Here is a 22,997-nt window from a genome sequence, read left to right on the forward strand (position 1 = left end):
TTGTTTACTGTAAAAGAAGAAATTGCCAACGCGATTACACATGGCATTGGCGTCATTTTATCCATTCCCGCCATTGTTTTTCTCGTTTTATTCGCTGTTCAATACGGCACTGTCACTGACATTATTAGCTTTTCGATATTTGGCGCGTCGATGCTGCTGCTTTATTTAAGCTCTACTTTGCTTCATAGCATTCGGCACAAAAAAACAAAAGATGTATTTGAAATCCTTGACCACTCTGCGATTTATGTATTGATTGCTGGTACATATACGCCATTTTTGCTTGGCCCATTAAAAGGCGCACTTGGCTATACTCTTCTTGCAATCGTATGGGCGCTTGCTGCAGGCGGTATCGTTTTTAAAATCTTTTTCGTCAAACGGTTTATCATTGTATCCACCCTTGTTTATTTATTGATGGGCTGGATGATTATCATCGCAATTAAACCTCTGTACATTCAATTAACAGGAGCTGGATTCAGCCTCTTACTATTAGGCGGTATTTTGTATTCAGTCGGAACGATCTTTTATATTTGGCGGAAAATTCCCTATCATCATGCGATTTGGCACAGCTTTGTTCTCGGAGGAAGTGCATCCATGTTCTTCTGCATTCTATTTTATTGCGTCAACATCCCAGCATGATCAAAAAACCAGCATCCGAATGTGGATGCTGGTTTTTTCTATGCACGCTTTTGTGCGTAATCACTCATCTTGACCGGTGCTTTTATATGGATATCGACATTAACTGGACGAAGTCTTTTGACGATCTTCCCTGTTAAAAGACGGTCTGTGCCGCTTGTTTCAACCGGAACAATTGGGCAGTTACATTCGTCAGCAAGCGTTTCTGCCATGACACGATACTGTTCAGAAAGCAACAGACTCTGGCCAGATAGAACTCTTTCCCTTGCTTCTTCTAATAGCGCCTCATCAGATTGATTCTGCTTGATCACCGCCATCTTCTTCAACCATTGTTTTAAGATGGGATAGCGAAACAGATGCGGTTTTGCCATAAAAGCAAATGGCTTCTCTAAGTGACCAATCAGCAATGTCGTCGTCACTGGATGATGTGCTTCTGTGACATAAATAACAGGGCCATCTGGCAGCCTTTTTTGCTGATGAATGGTCATGACGGATCCTGATTGATCAATACACCCTCTGGCAAACCTTTTTGCATGCTCATGGATGAGATGCATTCGTTTCGTATAGGAAATGCGTGGATCCGTTAATTCATGATCATACAAATGCCTTATACTTTTAAAAAAGGATACAACAACATAAATCGTTAAAAACCAATAACGAAACAACCGTACTCCTCCTACTCACTTATCCTTCTTTTCTGTCATACACGACAAATTCATAATTGTAGGGGTTCTTTTCGTCACGATGGCCTTTTTCACGTGATACAACCGTCCAATCATCTTCATCGTAATAAGGGAAGAAACGGTCGCCTTCAAATGAATGATGAATGTGCGTGATATATAGACGATCTGCGTATGGCATCATTTCCTCGTACAGCTTAGACCCGCCAATGATCAATAATTCTTCCTCGGTCTTCGCAATGGTTAAAATATCATCGATTGAATGAACTACCTCGCATCCTTCAGCTTGAAAAGAAGAACTTGTGGTTAACACGATATTCCGGCGGTTAGGCAGTGCTCGTCCAATTGATTCAAACGTTTTTCTGCCCATGACAATGGAATGGCCACTTGTGACTTTTTTAAAATACGCTAAATCAGCGGGTAAATGCCAAGGCATTTGATTATCTTTGCCAATGACTCTGTCTTTTCCTGTCGCCACTATCATGGAAATCATACACTGACTTCTCCTTTAATATGCGGATGTGGATCATAGTTCTCGAGCACAAAATCATCAAACGTAAAATCAAAAATACTTTTGACATCTCTAGTGATGCGAAGCTGCGGAAGTGTGCGCTCCTCACGCTCTAACTGCATTTTGACCTGCGGAAGATGATTTTGATAAATATGAGCATCTCCTAGCGTATGAATAAACTCTCCTGGCTCAAGGTTTGTCACTTTGGCAATCATCATCGTTAGAAGTGCATACGAAGCAATATTAAAAGGCACACCTAAAAAGATATCTGCCGAACGTTGATAGAGCTGGCACGATAATTTACCGTTTGATACATAAAATTGAAACAAGCAATGACAAGGAGGCAGCGCCATCTGATCAATTTCTCCTGGATTCCACGCACTGACAATCAATCTTCTCGAATTAGGATGATTCTCAATATCATGGATCAGCTTGCTGATCTGATCCACTGTCTCTCCGTCTCCGCTCGCCCATGATCTCCACTGCGCACCATACACACGCCCTAGCTCTCCATTTTCATCTGCCCATTCATTCCAAATACGGACACCATTTTCTTGAAGATATTTGACATTTGTATCACCTTTTAAAAACCACAGTAACTCATGAATGATTGATTTCAGGTGTAATTTCTTTGTTGTTAATAGAGGAAATCCTTCCTGTAAATCAAATCTCATTTGGTAACCGAACGTGCTGATAGTGCCTGTTCCTGTTCTGTCACCTTTTTCATCCCCGTGCTGTAATACATGACGGCATAACTCTTTGTATTGTTTCATTTTTTTCATCCTTTATTTATGTTCTTGTTGTAGTTTACCTTATTTCTGCTTTTGTTGAAACCAATTGAAACCAAAAAAACATGTCTGCATGATGAGCAGACATGTTTTTCTTTTTATGCTTGATTCACTCGATCCTGCTCTTCGTCCTTAATATCTTGGTGAGAGTGAGCTATGCGGCTTGCTGCTGCTGCGGCAAGCGCAGCGACAAGGTCATCAAGGAAGGTGTGTACTTCACCAGGACGACCTTCATCTAATTCTCTAATAATACCAAATTTCTCTTTGTCTAGGTAACCGAAGTTGGTCAAACCGATTGATCCATATACATTGACAATGGAAAGCGGAATAATCTCATCAATTCCATATAGCGGTTCATCTGTTTCAACTAAATGCTGCAAAGGTTCTGGCAAAAGCTTTTTTTCTGCCAGCTGATCAAGAGCAAGTCCTGTCAAAACTGCGTGGACAATTTCCCTTTTATTCAGCACTTTTTCAACATTTTCAATGCAGACACTAAGTGGAAGATTTGGGTTGTATTTCTCTTGGAGTTTCAGCACAATATGTGCAATATCTTCTATTTTCACTCCACGCTCGTTTAACATCTGTTTTGTAATGCGAACCATTTCGTTCATTGTATACTTTTTCAATTGGCATGACATCTCCTTCTAGTGGCTCATCCAGCTCGGCGGGGTGTTTTTATCCCAGTAAATATTACCGAGTTCATGATGCGTCTGGAATCCATCTTCTGCTGTATGGTAGTGAAAGTTAAACCAATATCCGCTGTGAGGCGGCTGATCTCTCCTGACATGAAAACGAAGCAAATCTTCTCCAGTCTTTCTATTATAAATGTGGAAGATTTTTTCCCCATTTCCGCTTGAAGGCTGATCAGTTAAAACAACATCTTGAAATTTTTCGTCATCTTTGAAATTTGTTAAAAAGTCGGTTAACACTTGTTCAATTTTGGGTTGAATCTCTTCTCTATACTCGTCCTCAATGACAGGTGTGATTTTACGACCAAATTTGAGAAAGGATTGGTTTTCTGCACTTGATAGAACCTCTTGCTTATATTGCTCAAAGGGGTCTACCCGCTCTTTGTTGTCTTCTTGCGATAGTTCCCAGCTGCGCGTATCATCTGATGTATCATAAACTGCTGTATAAGGTGATTTATCAGATGAAGAAAGTTCAGATGGCTTGTCTGTCATCAAAGCCGATGGAGGAGAGATTAAACCAAAAGTCGCAATCGTAAAGAGTGCAACAAGCGTTTTTCTCATCCACATTTTCATGATATCTAATTCCTTCCATAAGTTATCATACTGCTATTCTAGCATATAATGAATTTTCAGTCATTCAATTTGGTCATTGAGTTGAGACTTTCTTTTTCATGATAAAACGTTTACAATGACAGTAACGACGACTAAAATTTGGGAGGAATGGATATGCTTGAAGGGTTTTTCATCACAGCTTCCTTGCTGACGTTATTTTATTTTGTCTATATGGAGATCACCGATTAAAAGCCCTGAAATAGGGCTTTTTTTATTGTTAAGAGTGATTAAAGTTTTGTTGATTTGTCTTCTTCTATTGAGATATATCCGTAATGGAATTGGGCGGTTTTACGTTTCATCACCTGAAATTGATAGGAATCAGTGGTAAATCGTGTGCTTTTCCAATGATCTTTTAAAACCACTCTTTTTCTAGCCACTCTCATTGCTTCTTTCACAGCGGTTTCATGGTCAAAATGATGCTCAGCTGCATGACGAAGCGGCATCATACTAGCAGACTCTTGTATGGTTTCTTCAAACATTGGATCAAAATAGACGATATCATAGGATCGATCAGGGAGCTTCTTTAACTGCTCAATACTATCCCCGCTGATGACAGATATCCGTTTCATCGCTTCGTCTGCCTCTCTCACACCTGTTTCCCATGTGCTGAGTCCTTCTCGAACAAGCAATGCCGTCATCGGATTTTTTTCAATGCCTGCCACTTCTCCATTGGCGCCTGTAGCGCAGCTTGCGGTAATCGCATCTGATCCTAACCCAAGCGTACAATCTAAAAAGGAATCGCCCGGCTTTAATTGTGCTGCTTCTATTAATGGATCTTTTTCACCACGAAGGACCCGCTTCACCCTAAACATCGCTGAGCTTGGATGGAAAAAGAACTTTTCACCATTTGGCTGATACCATTCAAATCGTTCTTTCCCAACAACGAGTACATCCCCCTGCTTAATCGCAAGCTGTTTGACAGATTGTTTACGCCGCTCGATATACTCACCATGCAAGTCCTTTGCGAGGGCCTTTGCCGTTTCAATTGTTTGTTCATTTGCTCTAAAGCTTGTTGTAATGAGCATGTCGTTCCTCCATCATAATCAAGAAAAAATGCCCTGATTGGATCACAGGACATTTCAACACTTGTATTAGCAATGTTTTTCAAATGCAGATAAGACGTTCTTCATAATATCTTCCATTTCATGACCTTCAATTTCGTCACGCGGGATAAAATGAACGAGTTCATTTCCTTTTAAAAGTGCCATAGACGGAGAAGATGGCTCCTCACCTGTGAAGTATTCTCTCATTTTAGCCGTAGCTTCCCGGTCCTGACCAGCAAAGACCGTCACAATTCGATCTGGTGCTTTTTCTGCTTTCATGACAGCTTGAGTAGCAGCAGGGCGTGCTAAACCGGCAGCACATCCGCATACGGAATTGACGACAACAAATGTTGTTCCTTCTGCTTCCTGTATCGTTTTTTCTACTTCTTCTTCAGTCGTCAATTCTTGAAACCCTGCACTTGTCAGTTCTTGGCGCATTGGTACGACGAGCTGACGCATATATTCTTCATATGCCATTGACATAAAAAAGCCCCCTCTATAATCCTTATGTTGTGAATAAAGGATACTATAGAGAGAGCCAATTTTCAAATGTTCAATTTCAGATTAAATTTTCATGATTCCGCCTGTATTGGCTGATGTCACAAGTTTTGAGTATCTGGCAAGGTAACCTGTTTTTACTTTTGGCTCAAAGCCTTTCCAGTTTGCTTTTCTTTTTTCCCATTCTTCTTCCGGGACATCTACGCTTAAAATGCGTTTTTCGATATCGACAACGACATGATCACCATTTTCAACAAAGGCAAGCGGGCCGCCTTCTGCTGCCTCTGGAGAGACGTGTCCAATAGACAATCCGCGAGAAGCACCGGAGAATCGTCCGTCTGTAATTAAAGCAACCTTTGGACCAAGTCCCATTCCAACAATTTGTGAAGTTGGTGCAAGCATTTCAGGCATGCCTGGACCGCCTTTAGGTCCTTCATAACGAATAATGACAACATGTCCTGCTTCTACTTTTCGATTAATGATTCCTTCAAGTGCTTCCTCTTGGGATTCAAATACGATCGCAGGTCCTTCATGACGCGTGATGCCGTCTTGTACACCGCCTGTTTTAATGATCGCTCCATCTGGCGCAAGGTTTCCAAATAAAACGGCTAAGCCGCCCTTTTCAGTAAATGGCTTGTCAATTGGATAAATGACGTTATAATCTTTTACCTCATGCCCTGCAATGTTCTCGCCTAACGTTTTCGCTGTGACGGTCATGGTATCTAAATGAAGAGCCCCCTCTTTTTTGGACAATTCATTTAGTGCAGCGGTCACTCCGCCAGCTTCATGTAAATCTTCAATATATACATCTGAAGCTGGAGCGAGTTTCGATAAATGCGGCACTCGTTCTGCTACTTCATTAATACGCTCAAGTGAATATTCAACGCCCGCTTCGTTTGCAATCGCCAATGTATGAAGAACTGTATTGGTTGAACCACCAAGTGCCATATCTAAAGCAAATGCGTTATCGATCGCTTTTTCCGTGACAATATCACGTGGTTTAATGTCTTTTTTGATTAGCTCCATCAATTGTTTTGCTGACTTCTTCGCAAATTCTCTTCGTTCTGGTGATGTCGCCAGAATGGTCCCATTTCCAGGAAGAGCAATCCCAAGCGCCTCTGCTAGACAGTTCATTGAATTTGCTGTAAACATACCAGAGCAAGATCCGCATGTTGGACAGCCAAACTGCTCTAATTCGTTTAATTCCTCTTCATTAATTTTCCCTGATTGGTATGCCCCTACGCCTTCAAAGACAGAAGAAAGAGAAATTTTCCTGCCATCACTTGTTCTCCCAGCTTCCATCGGTCCACCACTGACAAATACAGTTGGGATATTCACACGCATGGCAGCCATCATCATACCTGGCGTGATTTTATCACAGTTAGGAATACAAACCATGCCATCAAACCAGTGTGCAGACACCACGGTCTCTACTGAATCAGCAATGATTTCACGGCTTGGCAATGAATATCTCATCCCAATATGCCCCATCGCAATACCATCATCTACCCCAATTGTATTGAATTCAAATGGAACACCGCCAGCTTCACGAATGGCTTCTTTCACAATTTTTCCGAATTCCTGAAGATGGACATGCCCTGGGACAATATCAATATAGGAATTACATACGGCAATAAACGGCTTGCCAAAATCCTCATCTTTTACCCCAGCTGCTCTTAGTAAGCTTCGGTGAGGTGCTCTGTCAATTCCTTGTTTAATCATATTACTGCGAAGTTCTGCCATCTGTTTAAAAAGCCTCCTATACTACTAGTCTTGTTGACTGTATGATTTTGAGTTGATTTTATTTTACAAATTTTCTGTTTATTTAGCCACCTATAATAGATAGTGACTTATTTCTCTGCTGAAGCAAGTGCTCAGCAAGGATTGTGTCATAAAATCTGACCTCCAATATTCTATATTGGTACTACTATATAGAGTTTTTTCTCATATTTCAACAATATTCAAAATAATTTTTCTAAAAAAATTTTTCTGCCAATAAAAAAGCCCTTTTCAGAAAACAAGCTGCCTTTTATTGGCAGCTGTCTCATCGTCTTATGATTCTGATGCATTTTTTCTACTTTCTGTCATTTGCTTCCACACAGAGCCTTTTGCTTCTTCTCCGTGCTCAATTCGTTCGATGGCCATTTTCACTTGAAGACTGACTTCAAATTCAGGGTCCTGCTCCGCTTCTTTTAAAGCTTCGAGTGCTGTTTCGTCACCTTCTTCATAAAGGAACATGGCCGCACGCCAGCGGACAAGCTTACTTGGGTCCTTTAAGGCTGCGATCATCGCTTCAATCGCACTAGAATCACCAAGATCTGAAATACAATCTCCAGCAGTTCTTCTAACCGTCACTGTTTTATCTTCAAGCCCTTTATATAAAATAGGCAAAATGGCTGGATCTTCAATCATGCCAGCATTCACAACAGCTTGTCTGCGAATCGATGTTTTTGGATCCTCCATCGCTTTCATTAAAACAGGTATATCTTTTTTCTCTGGCTGCATTTGCTCTAAATGAGCAAAACGTTTCTTCCAATCTTCATCGCGCAGCATCTCTTCTGTCACATCATATGCTTTTCGGTTCACTTGTTTATCTACAGCCTCTTGACCTTCCTTCACTGCCTCTGTTAAACGGGATAAACGCTCGTCGTCATATGCAGCTTGAAGCTCTTCTGTGACTTCTTGACCGATATCAGCAAATTCTCCAAAACGTACGCCATGTTCTTTCCACACACGTTCAAATACAACATTATCTGAACTGCTTCTTAGCTTTAAAATCGCTGCCTGGAAACGTTCAGGCATTCCAAATCGTTCTTCTCTTTCACCGTCTGTCAGCTTGACCTGCATCGGAATTCCATTAAACATTTGAACAAACACTTTGACTTCTCCAAATGTGTCATCACCTGACTGCGATTCTCCCTGAAGACCTTCTGTTTCTTGTCCAAAGGCTTCTCTGACTTGCTGTAAAATACCCTGCCAGTCAAATTTCGCATTACGCTCAACCGCTAAGAAATCGGCTACATGGTAAACACCTTTTACACCTTCAATGGTTAAAATGCGCTTAATCATCTCTGGCGCTTCGTCTTTTTGATCTTTTTTGTAGTTATTGCTTTTTCCGCCTGCAAGCGCTTCTGTCAAAATGACTTTCATTGTATTCGGGCTTGGCGTTGGTTCTATGGCAGTTATTTTCATCTATACATCCTCCTTACACACATAAAGACCCTACTCATCTGTAAGGCCGCATTCTTCTTTCCATGTCTTGATAAATAGACACATAAACTCATGCCGCTCATGAGCCAGCTGCTTTCCAGCACGTGTGTTCATCAAGTCTTTTAATTGAAGCAGCTTTTCTTGCATATGCACAAGTACTGTGCCTTGGTGAGCACCTTCTGTATAGTGAGGCTCCCCTTTTGCACCTGCATATGTAAACACCCTTGCAATCCCAGTTGCTCCTATCGCATCCAGCCGATCTGCATCTTGAACAATGGCCCCTTCTAATGTCACTGGCTTATGTTGCATATGCCGGTGCCGAAAAGACATCGTTGTAATGATATCCATGATATAGCGAATATCTCGCGTGTTCACTTCCCACAAAAGGAGCTGCTGCTTGAGATCATGCGGTGAAAGCTTCCATTCACTAGACAGCTTCTCATCAATGACATCATGGACAATCGCCGCCATTTCAATGACAAAAAGCGACCCGCCCTCCTGTTGTGCAATATGGACGGCAAGCTGGCGCACACGATTGATATGAACTTCATCGTGTCCAGTCGGTTCATGCTTTAGCTGTTTTGAAACAAAGGAGGCAGCTGCCTCCAATTGTTCTTGCTGCTTACTCGAATACATGCTTATTTCTCCAAAAGAGCGATAATGGAGCTTTCTAATTCTTTTGGTGGTGTTTTAGGAGAAAATCGTTCAGTCACTTCTCCGTTTTGATCAACGATAAATTTTGTAAAATTCCATTTCACCGTTTTTGTACCAAGCACACCTTTCGCATGACTCGTTAAGTATTTGAAAAGCGGATGCGCATTGTCACCATTGACATCTACTTTTGCAAACATCGGGAAGGTCACACCATAGTTCAACGAACAGAATTCTTGAATTGCTTCTTCCCCTTCTGGCTCTTGATTCATAAATTGATTGCACGGAAATCCTAAAATTTCAAGGCCCTTTTCATGATATTGATCGTATAACTCTTGTAATTGTTTAAATTGAGGGGTCAGTCCACATTTGCTCGCTGTGTTAACGATGATCAGTACTTTCCCTTTGTAATCTGCCATTGATTTTTCCTGACCGTTAATGGTCTTGACCTGAATATCATAAATTGACATCTCATAGCCTCCTAGGATTCACTTTTTCCTATCGTAACATGCTTCTTTTAGAAAATCGCTTTTTATGCTTCCTGCTAAAAGAGTCCAGTCACATTGCCGTCTTCTAATAAATCCATCTCAAGTGCCGCAGGTTTTTTAGGGAGACCTGGCATGGTCAGAATGCTTCCCGTTAGTGCAACGATAAAACCTGCTCCTACAGATGGTTTTAACTCTCGAATCGTAACGGTAAAGCCTTTTGGTCTGCCGATTAAAGCCGGATCATCCGATAGTGAATATTGCGTTTTTGCCATACAAACCGGCAAATGGGCCCAGCCATTTTTCTCAATTGCAGCTAGCTGCTTTCTTGCTTTTGATGTAAGGTTGACGCCGTCTGCACCATAAACCACTTTGGCGACTTTTGACAACTTTTCTTCAATGGAATCTTGCTCCTCATATAAATAAGAAAAGCTGTTTTCATTCTTTTCAATGAGTGTCGTGAGCTCTTCAGCAAGTGCTGTACCGCCAGCTCCTCCTTCTTCCCATACATTGACGGCTTTGACTGGATGTCCATTCGTTTCGCACCAGTTTTCTATTGCTTGAATTTCTTCTTTTGTATCGGTAATAAAACGGTTCACTGCAACGATGTATGGTAGACCGAAGGCTTGCACTGTTTCAATATGCTTCTCTAAATTATGTATACCTTCTAATACAGCCTGTGCATTTGCTTCCTTGAGCTCTGTTTTCTGCATTCCGCCATGCATTTTAAGCGCCCTAACAGTTGCTACAATGACAACAGCGCCTGGTTTAAAATCACCGGCTCTTGTTTTGATGTGAAGAAATTTTTCCGCGCCGAGGTCTGCACCAAATCCCGCTTCTGTTACGACGTAATCTGCTAGTTTCGCCGCCATTTTTGTGGCAATTAAACTATTGCATCCATGTGCAATATTGGCAAAAGGACCACCATGAACAAGGGCTGGAGTTCCTTCAATCGTTTGAACAAGGTTTGGTTTCAGCGCATCTTTTAAAAGCAAGGTTAATACGCCTTCGTAACCTAGATTTTCAACTGTGACCGGTTCACCTTCTTGATTGTAGGCAACAACAATAGAAGAAAGACGTTTTTTTAGATCGTTTAAGTCGTCTGCTAAACAGAGGATGGCCATCATTTCGGATGCAACCGTAATATCAAACCCATCTTCTCTAGGGTACCCATTTAATTGACCGCCAAGTCCAACGACCACTTGTCTTAGAGCACGGTCGTTTAAATCTAACACTCGTTTCCATACAATTCGGCGTGCGTCGATCCCAAGCTCATTTCCGTGATGGATATGATTATCAATAAAAGCAGATAAAGCGTTATGTGCAGATGTAATCGCATGAAAATCCCCTGTGAAATGAAGATTGATTTCTTCCATAGGCAACACCTGTGAATATCCGCCGCCAGCTGCACCACCTTTAATACCCATTGTAGGCCCTAGTGAAGGTTCACGCATGGCAATGATCGCTTTTTTCCCAATTTTCTCGAAGGCTTGACCGAGGCCAACTGTTACGGTGGACTTCCCCTCACCTGCTGGCGTTGGGTTGATCGAAGTCACAAGAATCACATTTCCTTCTTTTTGTTCCTTTAAACGGTCAAAAATAGTCAAAGATATTTTCGCTTTTGTGAAACCATAGCATTCTAATTCTTCGTCATGTATTTGTAATTTTGCTGCGATGTCTTGAATCGGTCTCAGCTTTGCCTTTTGAGCAATGTCAATATCTGATAAATGCTTTGTGATCATGATTAATGGCCTCCTTTTTTGACAGAAACAGCTTTCTTTTTTGCTCTATTTTTCATTGTAACATAATTGAAACATTGAAATATCGCCAGAAAGTTCCTATAATGAAGTGAAATTAGCTTTGGTTCAGGGGGTGGCGAGTTGCCTATTAACATACCAGTTCATCTGCCAGCAAAACAAATACTAGAGAGCGAAAACATTTTCGTCATGGATGAGACAAGGGCATTCAAACAAGATATCCGTCCTTTGAATATCGTGATCTTAAATTTAATGCCAAAAAAAATACAAACTGAAACGCAGCTGCTGAGAATGCTCGGAAATTCTCCTTTGCAAGTGTATTTTACATTTTTGATTCCAAGTACACATACACCGAAGAATACATCGAGAGAGCATCTAGATGAATTTTATACGACCTTTGACTCGATTCGCCATAAAAAATTTGATGGCATGATCATTACAGGTGCACCAATTGAGCATTTAGCTTTCGAAGAAGTTTCCTATTGGAAAGAACTGCAGGACATTTTGGACTGGAGTAAAACGAATGTGACGTCTACTCTCCATATATGCTGGGGGGCACAGGCAGGTCTATATCATCATTATGGCATTGAAAAAATCAAGCTTCCAGAGAAAAAATTCGGTGTCTTTGAGCATCTTGTCAAAGAGAAAAAAGAAAGATTAGTAAGAGGTTTCGATGAAGTATACTATGTCCCACATTCTAGGCATACAGATATTAATACAGAACAATTAAAAAACACGCCGAATCTAAAAGTATTGAGCACGTCTGAGGAAGCTGGTGTTTGTTTAATTGTTTCAGATGATGATAAACAAGTATTTTTAACTGGACATCCTGAATACGATACAGATACATTGAAGCAGGAATATGAAAGAGATTTGTTGAAACATGATACAGTCAAAAAACCCGTCCACTATTTCATAGAAGATGGAGACACATTAGTCCCAGTGAACCGCTGGAAAGCCCATGCTACTTTGCTGTTTATGAATTGGCTTAATTACTATGTTTATCAAGAAACACCATATGTGTGGGAATAAAATAGACTGTAGTCTGATGATAAATGCTTAAAATGTGTTAAAATACAAATGGCTCTGTCTTCCATTATCAATTTAGTCTGTTTGTTTTTTAAAATTAGTTTAATTCTTTCGTAACGAATGATATGCTCTCGCTGTTTATATGTTATCTTTATGTATATGTAGACCTATGAGATTTATAGTTTTCGTACGAAGTTTTGTTGTTGTTGATTACATTTGAGGTGAATATTCTTGAATACCAATAAAAAAATATTAATCTTGACCGCAAATTATGGAAATGGACATATGCAGGTTGCAAAAACACTGTATGATGAATGCAAATCCCAAGGGTTTGAACATGTGATAGTTTCTAATTTGTATCAAGAATCAAATCCCATTGTGTCCGAAGTGACTCAATATTTATATTTAAAGAGCTTCTCCATTGGGAAACAATTTTATCGCTTGTTTTATTACGGTGTAGATAAAATTTACAATAAACGCAAATTTAACATTTATTTAAAGATGGGAAATAAGCGTCTTGATGAATTAATTCAATTACACAATCCGGATATCATCATCATTACATTCCCGATGATTGTTGTACCTGAATACCGAAACAAAACAGGTAAAGTCATTCCAACATTTAATGTGATGACAGACTTTTGTCTTCATAAAATTTGGGTACATGAAAACATTGACCGATACTATGTTGCAACCGATTATGTGAAACAAAAGCTAGTAGAAATCGGCACACATCCAAGCGATGTCAAGGTAACAGGCATTCCGATTAGACCACAATTTGAAGTAGACGTGCCTAAATCGATCATCTATAAAAAATATGGATTATCATCAGACAAAAAAGTCCTTCTCATTATGGCGGGTGCCCATGGTGTACTAAAAAATGTGAAGGAACTGTGTGAAGCACTACTTCTTGACAGTGAAGTACAAATTGTTGTTGTGTGCGGTAAGAATGCAGCGCTGAAGCAATCGCTTAGCGAACTTGAACAAGCACACCCAAATCAATTGAAGGCGCTTGGATATGTGGAACAAATTGATGAATTGTTCAGAGTAACGGACTGTATGATTACAAAACCGGGCGGGATTACATTAACAGAAGCAACAGCAATTGGTGTCCCAGTTATTCTTTACAAACCTGTTCCAGGACAAGAAAAAGAAAATGCTCTTTTCTTTGAAGATTACGGCGCTGCCATTGTCATCAACAGACACGAAGACATTTTAGAATCTGTCACCAACTTGTTGCAAGACGAAGAAAAGTTAGAATCCATGAAACAAAACATCAAAAAATTACACTTAAAACAATCTTCTCAAACCATTTTAGAAGATATCGTCGAACAATCAGATCTGATCATGAGCAACAAATCGTATGCTCAAGCATTATCATAAAAAGGTGTCCGTCAATGACGGACACCTTTTTTCTTTTAACCTTGATTCCCATTCGTTGTATACACTTCTTCAAACGGCTGCACGACAACAAAGCCACTTCCGCTAAACTTCATTTGAATGGACTCTCCGCTTCCCCTGCCAATAAACGTTTTGAACGATACATCTGTCACAAATTCAGTCTGCAAATCTCCTGACCATGCGACCGTCGCATTCGGATCTGTATAAACAGAATCACCTGGCTGAACAATCAGCGTCAGCGGTTCGTAATGACTTGTGATTGCCACAAGACCTGGTCCTTCAAGTTTGACATTAAATAATCCACCTGCAAGCATGCCAGATACCTTTTTCATTAATTTAATATCCCACCGAACTGACGGTTCAAATGCGAGCAGGTCGTTTCCATTAACGAAAATAGACTCCCCTTGAGCCAATCGAAGAATCGAGATTTTTTTCCCTTGGTCTGCTACATATAATTTCCCATCACCTGTGGCCTTCATCAAAGAGGTTCCTTCTCCTGATAACATTTTTTTGAACATCTTTGACACACCGTGTTCAAACACACCTTCACGTTCAAACTTTATTTTCCCGCGATATGAAACCATGGAGCCTGTCTTTGCCCAAATGGTATCCGTTAAATTAATTTCTAACAATCTTGGTGTTTCAAGTTCGAAGACCCCTTCCCCTTTGTCTTCTTGCTGCGTATTCTGAACAAACTCCTCAATTGTGTAACGATTCATGACGCACCTCTTTCTGTATTTTTACTATATACGGACAAGTTATACATTAGGTTTCATGAGATTAGGACGTTTTATAGATAAATGTCATTCACTAAAAAAACAAAAAAATCAAACATTCTGCTCAAAATTTGGCTTGCCTGCTTGACGCTTTACTTTTGATGGTGTATAGTGGAACCATCATTTAACAACTGCTTAAGTCGTTAGGTGATGAAAAATTTTTTTTAGTATGCCAAAAGGTGTGCTACAGTACTAGGAGGAAAAAGCAATATGCAAAACGGTAAAGTAAAATGGTTCAATAATGAAAAAGGTTTCGGCTTCATTGAAGTTGAAGGCGGAGACGACGTATTCGTTCACTTCACAGCTATCGAAGGTGACGGTTACAAATCTCTAGAAGAAGGACAAGAAGTTTCTTTTGAAATCGTTGAAGGTAATCGTGGACCTCAAGCTGCAAACGTAACAAAAATCTAATCAACTCAATCAATGATGAAACGACAAAATAAAGAGAGGCGTATGCCTCTCTTATTTGATTTTCAGCTGAATTTCAATCGCTAAAATATTTTGCTTTAATCTTTGTTCAATTTCAGAGATATCTTTTTCGAGAAAAGGTCTTCCCTTCTTTGCTACATCTACCAGTTGCTCTAGATCACTGTACACCTCTTGAAATGTCCGATGTAATACCGTTTCAAAATCCTTATTATCCATGCCGGCCTTCCCCTTTTCCTCTATTATCCGTCACTTAGTCAAAAAGTAACTCAACCAAAACTTTCTATAGTTATATCGGCTCATTTTTCAGAATATGTTCTTTTTTTACACATTCTATTCGTTTTTTTTCGTGAGCGTATGATACATCTAGAGGAAAACCGGAGTGTACGCTTATTTTTTGAGTAATTCATTCCCGTATTGTTTGATCTTCTCTCCTACCGTGCATTGCTGTATACAAAAGGAGTGCGCGTATTTTTTGCCAAATTCTTTGCGAAAGTGCTTCTTAATCAAGCAATCTGAACAATACGTGTCTTGAAGATCTGTTAATTCTTTTACTGCTGTTTTTTTATCCACTTTATTCAGCTCCGTCTGCTTCTAATTTCAACTTACTTTCGATGGGGACGTCTGCAAGTATCTGTCTGGCAAGCTGATCTGCTTCTGCATTTTGTTTACGATCGATGACTTCATATGTTGGCGTGAGCTTCAGCTCTTTGATCGCAGCCTCAATTCGGTCGAGCCATTTGTTATGTATATCATCATAACAAGGCCATTCCCCTTTGAGCTGATTCATCACAACAAGAGAATCTCCTCTAATCGTAACAGAGTTTCTGCTGGCTCCCAGTTCTTTTAAAGCTTTTACCGCTTCAAATAAAGCCGCATACTCTGCCTCATTGTTCGTGGTGCTCTGAAAAGGCTGATTCTTCCTTAACCGGTATGCATCCTGTCCGAGCTGATAATACACGACAATTCCAAGCCCAGCATCACCTGTTTCTTTGCGAAAACTCGCATCAAAATAGACCTGAAGCTGATCGGGTTCAAGCCTAAGTTCTTCGTTTAGCTTTTCAAGTTCTTTCATCGACCACATCGCACCCTTTTCATCTTCAAATGATAGAAGTGACTGCGGTTCTTTTTTGTCTATATGTTTTGCTAAAAGCAAGGCTTCTTTGAGCTCCATCCAATCTTCTTGGAAAAAAGCAATGGACCCAATCGATTTCACTTTCATTGTATAGTGTGCTCTTAGTTTCATTGATCACATCGCCTTCCCGTACTTTTAAGGTAAACGTTCGTTATGCTATAATCAAAAAGTTACATTTTACATTTAGAAAGGAAGTTCATGTCACTTGTTTAATGAAGGTATTTGGATCTTATTTGCGATCATTAATTTTATCATTGTTCTTCTATTTTATAAAGGATTTGGCAAGATGGGGCTTTTCGTCTGGATTGGTTTTGCAACAGTTGCTGCCAATTTACAAGTGGTCAAAACCGTTGAATTATTTGGCTTAACGGCAACACTTGGCAACATTTTATACGGCAGTGTGTTCTTTGCAACGGACGTCCTCAATGAAAAATATGGACAAACCGAAGCGAAAAAAGCTGTCTGGATTGGCTTTGCCACCCTTTTAACATTAACTGTTGTCATGCAGGAGGCTTTGCTTTTCCATCCCGCTCCATCTGACATTTCCCAATCATCATTAGAAACGATATTTGGCTTTATGCCAAGGGTCGCTCTTGGTAGTCTTGCTGCTTATATCATCAGTCAAATGTTAGATGTTTATGTATATTCGTTTATTCGCCGGATATTTCCTTCAGACGGTGCGCTCTGGCTGCGAAATGCGGGGAGTACAATGATTAGCCAGCTGCTTGATACACTCGTTTTCACAACCATTGCCTTTCTTGGGACCTACCCATTCCATATATGGATCGAAATTTTCATCACGACTTATGTGATTAAATTTATCGTCGCTGCCATTGGCACACCTTATGCCTATGCGGCGAAAAAAATGGTTCCAATTGATGAAAGGGGGAAATAAATTGCCAGCTGAAATATATATTGACGGTGCTAGTGCCGGAAACCCAGGTCCATCTGGCATCGGCATTTTCTTGAAATATGACGGAAAAGCTGAGTCTTTCTCCATTCCTCTTGGCATCATGAGCAATCATGAAGCAGAGTTTTCTGCGCTCATTGAAGGCATGAAAATATGCGTAGAAAAAGGATTACGGACCGTTTCATTCCGCACAGATTCACAAGTAGTGGATCGTGCAGCCAATGCAGGATTTGCTAAAAATCCATCTTTTCGTCATTTTATCGATGAAATGCTGCAGCTTCAAAGCGAATTTGATTTATTTTTCATTAAGTGGATTCCGAGCAAGGAAAATCAAGTGGCTGATCAGCTCGCTAGAAAAGCGATTCACCTTTCAAAAGGATGAATCGCTTTTCTTTTGGTTATGCTAATGTGTGAGGTGATACGAATTGGATAAAGAGAACAGAGGCCGTGTCACAAACGGAACGACTCCTCAAGGTGATGCGCAGACAAAAGATAAACAGCCAATATCGCAATTAGAAAATAAGGCGAAAAAAAGCAACACAAAGGGCTAATACATGTAGCCCTTTGTTTCTTTTCTGCGTAAGAACAACCTTAACTGATTCCTAATTGACTTAAGCGGTTAACCATTGGTTCGATCCCTTTAATTTGATGCAAGCGCAGCATCGCGGCTACCCGCTCTGGATTGATGTTCATTTTTGTTTGATCAATCGGACAGCTGAGTGGTACATCACATTTAATTTCTGCCAGTATACGAGAAAGCTTCAGATCTTCTAAACCTGCTTGCATTTTCTTTTGCTGAGCTGCCGTTAATGCATGAACATTTTCTAACAGTCGATCAATCGTTTCATACGTTTGAATAAATTTCAATGCTGTTTTTTCGCCGATTCCTTTTACACCAGGGTAATTATCGCTAGTATCACCCATCAGCGCTTTCATATCAATCAGCGCCTTTGGAGAAATGCCCATTTCCTCTTCAAAAAGGGCTTTTGTATAATGCTTATAATTCCCGATGCCTTTTTGCATTAAAGCCACGGTCACTTGTTCATTCAAGATCTGCAGCAAATCTTTATCTCCTGTTAAGACGGTCACACGTGCTTCGTTTTGATAGATAGATGCAAGCGTTCCAATACAATCATCTGCTTCAAAACCTGTCACACCAATGTTCATGATCCCAAGTTCTTCTGTCGCCTCTTTTGCTAAATCAAACTGCGGGACAAGCTCAACAGGCGCCTCGCCTCGATTGGCTTTATAATCTTGAAACAATTCGTTCCGGTATGTCTGGCTTCCCATATCCCAGCAGCAAACGATATGAGTCGGCTCAAATGTTTGGACAGCTGTTAACAAATGCTTCAAATAACCATTCACTCCATTTGTCGGCACACCACGATCATTTATCATAAAATTGCGATGGACAGCCGTCGCATAAAACGACCTAAAAAGAAGGGCCATTCCATCTACAAGTAATACGTGTTTATTCATTCATCTAAACTCCCTTTTTATAAACAATACTCCTATTCTATCATAGAACATCGAAACGAACATAAAAAAGGCGCCTTCTTCTTTTTGATAAAGAAGAGGCAGCACGATTACTTTTTACCATATTGCATTTTTTTCGTTTCCGCTTCTGCGTAGGATGGCATGTCTTTTTCCTTCGGCATGCGCTCCTCCTGCTGCTTTACGTTTTGCTTGTTTGCCATGATCATTCCCCTTTCTGGTTCATTTGTTAAGATGACCAAAAATGAGAAAGTTACTCTTTACTTCTGTTTACGCTGGGTGTATTCCTCCACCATCTCAATCGTGACATGTTTACGAAGCGGAACAATTCCGCCTCGGGCAAGCTCATTCATTTTAGACGTAATGGCATTGATCTCATCTGTTGAAAATGGTTCATTGTGTTCACATTTTTTCACAGCCGATTCAATCGCCTGCTCTCTTTTTTGTTCAAGTGCAAGAAAAGATTGGATATGGGCATGTTGTTTCTGTGAATGTGCAGAAATTTCTTCGTGTACGCTCGTCATCGTCTATCAGCTGCTTTCTTTTTTATATAGTCTATCATGAATCATATCGTTTTCAACTGGTTCTTCCATTCATTTGTTTGTTCATAAACTTGTTCAATGATCGCCTGTTTTTCAGCATCTGTTGTAAGGCTCGTCATAAATGTCTGTTTTTGCTCATTGAGCTGTTGGAGAGCATCTTGTTCGTACCTTTCCGTATAGGTCTTCACTAGCTTTTCATATCTGCTCAGCAACTCTTCTTTTTCGTTATCTGCCCAACGTGTTGTCATTTGATGTAGAACATCTCGAATGGCTTCAATAAACGTAGCCTTTTCATTTTGCTCAAAAAAGGCTTTCGCTGATTTTTGTTTCTTTAAAAGCGGCTCAAATGGTGCAATCTCTGCTTCGACTTCAATTTGTTTTAGCTCACCGTTTTTCTCCTCAGGGGCTGACAGGCTGAGAGAAAAGTAAGGATCTTCCGCACATGCAGCCTGCATCCCTTTTTCCCACTCCTCTTGGAAATAATGGTGGATAAACGATTCCATTCGGATATCAAGCGCCTTGAGCTCCTGCACAAATTCAAATTCATACTCCTTTAACGCTTTCTCAAGTGCCTTTTTTAACTGCTGACCAAAATTCCCTTGAGATATGCCAGGATAAAAGGCCGACTTTAACAGATCATTCGCAAATAATGAAAGCCGCTGTACAATATGATAGAGCTGTTCATGCACGTCTTTTTTTACGCTTTCGGTCACTAGCTTAGACCGTTTCACATCTTGCATTTTTTCGAGAATGGCTTCATAGGATGTCTTGATGTTTTTCTTTTCAGCTTCTTTCTCATCTTCTGATTGATGCAAGGTCGCACGTAGTCTATCGACCGTTGTACATAATGTACTAGCTTCAAAATGCAAAAGTTCAATGGCATCTTTCGTTAATTCTTCCTCAATAAAATAGTCGAGCTGTTTTCTCAGTGTTGCATATTGATTATAAGATGTCGGCTCTTTCCCTTCGATCTCTTCCTTACTAGACACATGATGCAGGTTTGGATTGCGGATGCCTTCTTTTGTGAGCTCGCTTCGTACATAGTCAAATACGGTTTCAAGCTCTGCTTGATCCTTAGCCAAATCAGCTGCATTGATGATAAAGAACATTTTATCCATGCTAAAGGAATCTTTTACGAGTCCAAGCTTCCGTAAAAATGAGCGATCAGCTTTTGAGAAAGAATGCTGATAATACGTTAAATAAAGAAGGGCGTCTGCATCCTTCATATACTGGAAGGCGATTTCTGTATGACGCTTATTCATACTGCTTGCACCTGGTGTATCGACAATCGTCAGCCCTTTATCTGTCAGAGGTGTACTTAAATACACCGTCACTTCCTTCACCACACAAGAAACAGATTCTTCCGCTACATAAGGCTTTAATTCTTGAAGTGTGACATGTAAATTGGTTTGGTTGTCAATGTCATCATGAAACTTGGCATAGGCTTGTAGAAAATGTTCTACAATGATTCGGTGATCCTGTTCGAGCTGCCGTTTTTTCAGCACTCTTTCCAGCTTTGCCTTAAACGAATCTCCTTTTTCTGTTGAGATCGAAAATCCAAGAATCTGATCGAGTTCCTCTAGAATGTCCTGCTTGGTTTTAAACACCACTTTGACACTTTCATGAGGATGATCTTCCGTAGGTCGTGTCAGTTTGTTAATTGTTGCAGTTGTTGGCGTAGGAGATGATGGTAACACCTTCCGTCCAACAAGCGCATTGGCAAAAGAAGATTTTCCAGAACTAAAAGCGCCAAATAATGCGAGTGTAAATTCTTTTGCCTGTAGCCGTTCTGTTCGTTTTTCAAAGGAATCTCTTTGAGACTTTAGAATATCTAAAGGCGATAAAATGCGGGAAAGCTCTTTAAATTGTGCAATCGATTGTGCTGTCGTTAAATGCTGCGATTGACGGTAATGATTGCGCTCTGTCCGGTCAGCAGCTAGATCGCTCTCTTCAGCATGAATTGATGCGTGATTCTTCTCCAGCTGGTCGTGCTGCATCCATTGCTTTTTCGCATAAAACCAGTCACCCGGGATATGTTCATCCGTTCCGTTTTGCCAAATATCCCATATATGCTGAATATCTAGTCTTATTTTTTCATTTTTTTCGTTGTACCCCTCAAGGCTCTGAAGCTCTTGTTTCGCTTGTTTCCATTTTTCCTCTTGCTTCTCTTGTTCATTCCGGAGCTGGTCTTTCAAGGTCTCAATCATCTGTTCAATCAATTGAAGCGCTTGCTGTTTTGCCTGTCTTTTCAATGCTTCACCAGCATCTTTCGCATATTGAAGAACGTATTCGTTAGAAAAAGTTGCCCCTTGGTGAATGACCTTTTCAAGCACGGATTCTTCAATAGGTGTCTCAAATGCCATGGCTTTGTCTAATAACGCTTCGCCAAGCTGATGCTGTTTTATTTCTTTTTTAAGGAGCTCGGCAATGTGCCAGTCAACTTCCGCTTTCATTCTCTTTTTTACATCTGCTAAGAAATCATTTGCCCGCTTTTCCTTTTCCTGCTCGGTTTTATTTTTTGCAAAAAGTAAACCCACTTTAAAGCCAGGTGCTTTCGATTCGATATAGTCACTTGCAAGCTCTCGCATCTTAAATGGCGTGAGGTTTGCATTTTTTAAGATGTTCTCTACTTCAGAAGACACTCCATCTTCTACCTGCTTTGCACCATTTTCAATAAATCGGCGTTTCTCTTCTAGTTCTTTCACTTCATTCCTTTTTTCTTGAAGCTGCGCGTCAAGGTCCTCTTCATGCAGTTCTTCTTTTAACGAGTCCATATGTTCTTTTAAAACATGTTCAATTTTCTGCTCTGTATAGGCTCGAAGCGATGCTTTAGGCATGGTTTGTAATTCTTGTAGTTTCTTCACTAAACGGATCATTTCGTTTTTTGGGTGTGCCTCATCCGTCACAGAAGTAAAATATAGATGTTCTTCTTCAATGCCTTCTTTTAAAAGCATCTCAACGATTTGTTTTTTGTAGTCTTCAAAAGTTGTCTCTTGTTCATCATGCCGATCCACTTGATTGACGATGAAATAAAGATTAGGCACTTTCTCTTTAATCGAGCGAATGAAGCGAATGTTTTCTTCAGAATGGACATGGTTATAATGAACGACATAAAAAAGAGCATCCGCTTGATGAAGAATAGAAGCGGCGGATAAAAAGTGCGCATGATCCGTTGAATCAATTCCCGGTGTATCGATGAGTGCCACTTTTTCTTCAAGTCCACTATAATCACCGCTAATTTCCACCATCTCAATTTGTTCCCCATCTTTACAAAAACGCTGCACCGCTTCTTTATCATAAGAACCGCTCATTTTTGCAAAACGTCCATCAGACGTATGGAGCTGAACTTCACTGACCCCTTTCCTGACAACAACCAAGTTTGCACTCGTTGGAATTGGGCTTGTGGGTAGGATGTGATCATGAAGAAGATGATTCACTAGTGATGACTTACCAGCAGAATAGTGGCCGGTAAATGCGATATACACTTCTTCTTCAGCTTCCTTTTTCATAATAGATGCAAGTTTGGCTGCGCGCTCGTGATCATCCCTTTTCAGAAGGCTTTGATATAAAGCACCTGTAGTTTGAACGAGCGAATCTCGAATAGACAAGTCTTTCATGACGATAAACCCCTTTGTTTTTAGAAAAGTCAGTTATGTATGTGTACCATTTTACACAAAATAAAGAGATTTTTCTTCTGATCTGAGGAAATAAAAAAAATCTGCTGCCC

Annotated in this window: 26 protein-coding genes; 7 read left to right on the forward strand and 19 right to left on the reverse strand. The window is 40.3% G+C overall.

What is annotated here, in order from left to right; all coding sequences use genetic code 11:
* Positions 1–636 carry a hemolysin III family protein gene (locus ABG082_RS09945; protein ID WP_008346394.1) on the forward strand — a complete coding sequence of 212 codons (636 nt, stop codon included), beginning with the start codon at positions 1–3 and terminating at the stop codon, positions 634–636.
* 38 nt (positions 637–674) lie between these two features.
* Here the strand turns inward: ABG082_RS09945 and ABG082_RS09950 are convergent, their stop codons facing one another.
* The 12 genes from ABG082_RS09950 to ABG082_RS10005 form a co-directional block, all read right to left on the reverse strand.
* Positions 675–1,298, reverse strand: a complete 624-nt coding sequence (locus ABG082_RS09950) for a lysophospholipid acyltransferase family protein (RefSeq protein ID WP_008346393.1) — start codon at positions 1,296–1,298, stop codon at positions 675–677.
* Between the two features lie 19 nt (positions 1,299–1,317).
* Positions 1,318–1,806, reverse strand: a complete 489-nt coding sequence (gene folA / locus ABG082_RS09955; protein WP_017367467.1) for a type 3 dihydrofolate reductase — start codon at positions 1,804–1,806, stop codon at positions 1,318–1,320.
* Complete coding sequence (locus ABG082_RS09960) at positions 1,803–2,597, reverse strand: thymidylate synthase (RefSeq protein WP_017367468.1); 795 nt, start codon at positions 2,595–2,597, stop codon at positions 1,803–1,805. Before ABG082_RS09960 ends, folA begins: the two co-directional genes overlap by 4 nt.
* A 113-nt stretch (positions 2,598–2,710) precedes the next feature.
* Positions 2,711–3,238 carry a phosphatidylglycerophosphatase A gene (locus ABG082_RS09965; protein ID WP_008346387.1) on the reverse strand — a complete coding sequence of 176 codons (528 nt, stop codon included), beginning with the start codon at positions 3,236–3,238 and terminating at the stop codon, positions 2,711–2,713.
* A gap of 18 nt (positions 3,239–3,256) precedes the next feature.
* On the reverse strand, positions 3,257–3,874 hold the full coding sequence (locus tag ABG082_RS09970; RefSeq protein WP_024718552.1) for a YpjP family protein: 618 nt from the start codon (positions 3,872–3,874) through the stop codon (positions 3,257–3,259).
* Between the two features lie 266 nt (positions 3,875–4,140).
* Complete coding sequence (locus ABG082_RS09975; protein WP_272511643.1) at positions 4,141–4,938, reverse strand: class I SAM-dependent methyltransferase; 798 nt, start codon at positions 4,936–4,938, stop codon at positions 4,141–4,143.
* Positions 4,939–5,004: 66 nt separating this feature from the next.
* Positions 5,005–5,439 (reverse strand): BrxA/BrxB family bacilliredoxin, encoded by a 435-nt coding sequence (locus ABG082_RS09980; RefSeq protein WP_348936059.1) that lies wholly within the window; start codon positions 5,437–5,439, stop codon positions 5,005–5,007.
* A gap of 81 nt (positions 5,440–5,520) precedes the next feature.
* Positions 5,521–7,197 carry a dihydroxy-acid dehydratase gene (gene ilvD, locus ABG082_RS09985; protein ID WP_007500822.1) on the reverse strand — a complete coding sequence of 559 codons (1,677 nt, stop codon included), beginning with the start codon at positions 7,195–7,197 and terminating at the stop codon, positions 5,521–5,523.
* Between the two features lie 309 nt (positions 7,198–7,506).
* Positions 7,507–8,646 (reverse strand): conserved virulence factor C family protein, encoded by a 1,140-nt coding sequence (locus ABG082_RS09990; protein WP_116307034.1) that lies wholly within the window; start codon positions 8,644–8,646, stop codon positions 7,507–7,509.
* Positions 8,647–8,676: 30 nt separating this feature from the next.
* The gene (locus ABG082_RS09995) at positions 8,677–9,300 is read right to left on the reverse strand and encodes an HD domain-containing protein (protein WP_348936060.1); all 624 of its coding nucleotides are present in this window, start codon (positions 9,298–9,300) and stop codon (positions 8,677–8,679) included.
* 2 nt (positions 9,301–9,302) lie between these two features.
* Positions 9,303–9,785 (reverse strand): glutathione peroxidase, encoded by a 483-nt coding sequence (locus tag ABG082_RS10000; RefSeq protein ID WP_007500827.1) that lies wholly within the window; start codon positions 9,783–9,785, stop codon positions 9,303–9,305.
* A 74-nt stretch (positions 9,786–9,859) separates the two neighbouring features.
* Complete coding sequence (locus ABG082_RS10005; RefSeq protein ID WP_008346376.1) at positions 9,860–11,542, reverse strand: formate--tetrahydrofolate ligase; 1,683 nt, start codon at positions 11,540–11,542, stop codon at positions 9,860–9,862.
* Between the two features lie 138 nt (positions 11,543–11,680).
* Here ABG082_RS10005 and metA point away from each other — a divergent pair, with 138 nt between their 5' ends.
* A complete protein-coding gene (metA, locus tag ABG082_RS10010; RefSeq protein ID WP_008346374.1) occupies positions 11,681–12,589 on the forward strand; it encodes a homoserine O-succinyltransferase in 909 nt (302 codons plus the stop codon).
* A gap of 228 nt (positions 12,590–12,817) precedes the next feature.
* On the forward strand, positions 12,818–13,969 hold the full coding sequence (locus ABG082_RS10015) for a diglucosyl diacylglycerol synthase (RefSeq protein WP_007500831.1): 1,152 nt from the start codon (positions 12,818–12,820) through the stop codon (positions 13,967–13,969).
* A gap of 35 nt (positions 13,970–14,004) precedes the next feature.
* Here the strand turns inward: ABG082_RS10015 and ABG082_RS10020 are convergent, their stop codons facing one another.
* A complete protein-coding gene (locus ABG082_RS10020) occupies positions 14,005–14,706 on the reverse strand; it encodes an AIM24 family protein (RefSeq protein ID WP_007500832.1) in 702 nt (233 codons plus the stop codon).
* Between the two features lie 267 nt (positions 14,707–14,973).
* Between ABG082_RS10020 and cspD the strand changes: the two genes are divergently transcribed.
* Positions 14,974–15,174 carry a cold-shock protein CspD gene (gene cspD, locus ABG082_RS10025; RefSeq protein ID WP_003215784.1) on the forward strand — a complete coding sequence of 67 codons (201 nt, stop codon included), beginning with the start codon at positions 14,974–14,976 and terminating at the stop codon, positions 15,172–15,174.
* 51 nt (positions 15,175–15,225) lie between these two features.
* On the opposite strand, the gene ABG082_RS10030 is transcribed toward cspD, so the two are convergent.
* From ABG082_RS10030 to ABG082_RS10040, 3 genes are all read right to left on the reverse strand, one after another.
* Positions 15,226–15,408, reverse strand: a complete 183-nt coding sequence (locus ABG082_RS10030; protein ID WP_008346368.1) for a hypothetical protein — start codon at positions 15,406–15,408, stop codon at positions 15,226–15,228.
* A gap of 171 nt (positions 15,409–15,579) precedes the next feature.
* Complete coding sequence (locus ABG082_RS10035) at positions 15,580–15,762, reverse strand: zinc-finger domain-containing protein (protein ID WP_008346366.1); 183 nt, start codon at positions 15,760–15,762, stop codon at positions 15,580–15,582.
* 1 nt (position 15,763) lies between these two features.
* Entirely contained in the window at positions 15,764–16,435 is a 672-nt protein-coding gene (locus tag ABG082_RS10040; protein ID WP_017367474.1) for a ribonuclease H family protein, read from the reverse strand.
* A 94-nt stretch (positions 16,436–16,529) separates the two neighbouring features.
* Between ABG082_RS10040 and ABG082_RS10045 the strand changes: the two genes are divergently transcribed.
* Genes ABG082_RS10045 through ABG082_RS10055 form a run of 3 tightly spaced genes read left to right on the forward strand, consistent with a single transcriptional unit; the run spans position 16,530 to position 17,785 of the window.
* Positions 16,530–17,219 (forward strand): queuosine precursor transporter, encoded by a 690-nt coding sequence (locus ABG082_RS10045; protein WP_007500834.1) that lies wholly within the window; start codon positions 16,530–16,532, stop codon positions 17,217–17,219.
* A gap of 1 nt (position 17,220) precedes the next feature.
* Positions 17,221–17,616: a reverse transcriptase-like protein gene (locus ABG082_RS10050; RefSeq protein WP_008346359.1), complete on the forward strand. Its 396-nt coding sequence runs from the start codon at positions 17,221–17,223 to the stop codon at positions 17,614–17,616.
* Between the two features lie 43 nt (positions 17,617–17,659).
* A complete protein-coding gene (locus ABG082_RS10055; protein WP_008346357.1) occupies positions 17,660–17,785 on the forward strand; it encodes a hypothetical protein in 126 nt (41 codons plus the stop codon).
* A 40-nt stretch (positions 17,786–17,825) separates the two neighbouring features.
* On the opposite strand, the gene ABG082_RS10060 is transcribed toward ABG082_RS10055, so the two are convergent.
* From ABG082_RS10060 to ABG082_RS10070, 3 genes are all read right to left on the reverse strand, one after another.
* A complete protein-coding gene (locus ABG082_RS10060; RefSeq protein WP_008346355.1) occupies positions 17,826–18,713 on the reverse strand; it encodes a 5'-3' exonuclease in 888 nt (295 codons plus the stop codon).
* Between the two features lie 275 nt (positions 18,714–18,988).
* Positions 18,989–19,252: a YpbS family protein gene (locus tag ABG082_RS10065; protein WP_008346351.1), complete on the reverse strand. Its 264-nt coding sequence runs from the start codon at positions 19,250–19,252 to the stop codon at positions 18,989–18,991.
* A 41-nt stretch (positions 19,253–19,293) separates the two neighbouring features.
* Positions 19,294–22,887 carry a dynamin family protein gene (locus tag ABG082_RS10070; RefSeq protein ID WP_348936061.1) on the reverse strand — a complete coding sequence of 1,198 codons (3,594 nt, stop codon included), beginning with the start codon at positions 22,885–22,887 and terminating at the stop codon, positions 19,294–19,296.
* Positions 22,888–22,997 lie beyond the last annotated feature (110 nt).

Origin of the sequence: Bacillus sp. BS1807G30 (genome assembly GCF_040047675.1) — a bacterium.
GTDB lineage: Bacteria > Bacillota > Bacilli > Bacillales > Bacillaceae > Bacillus > Bacillus altitudinis.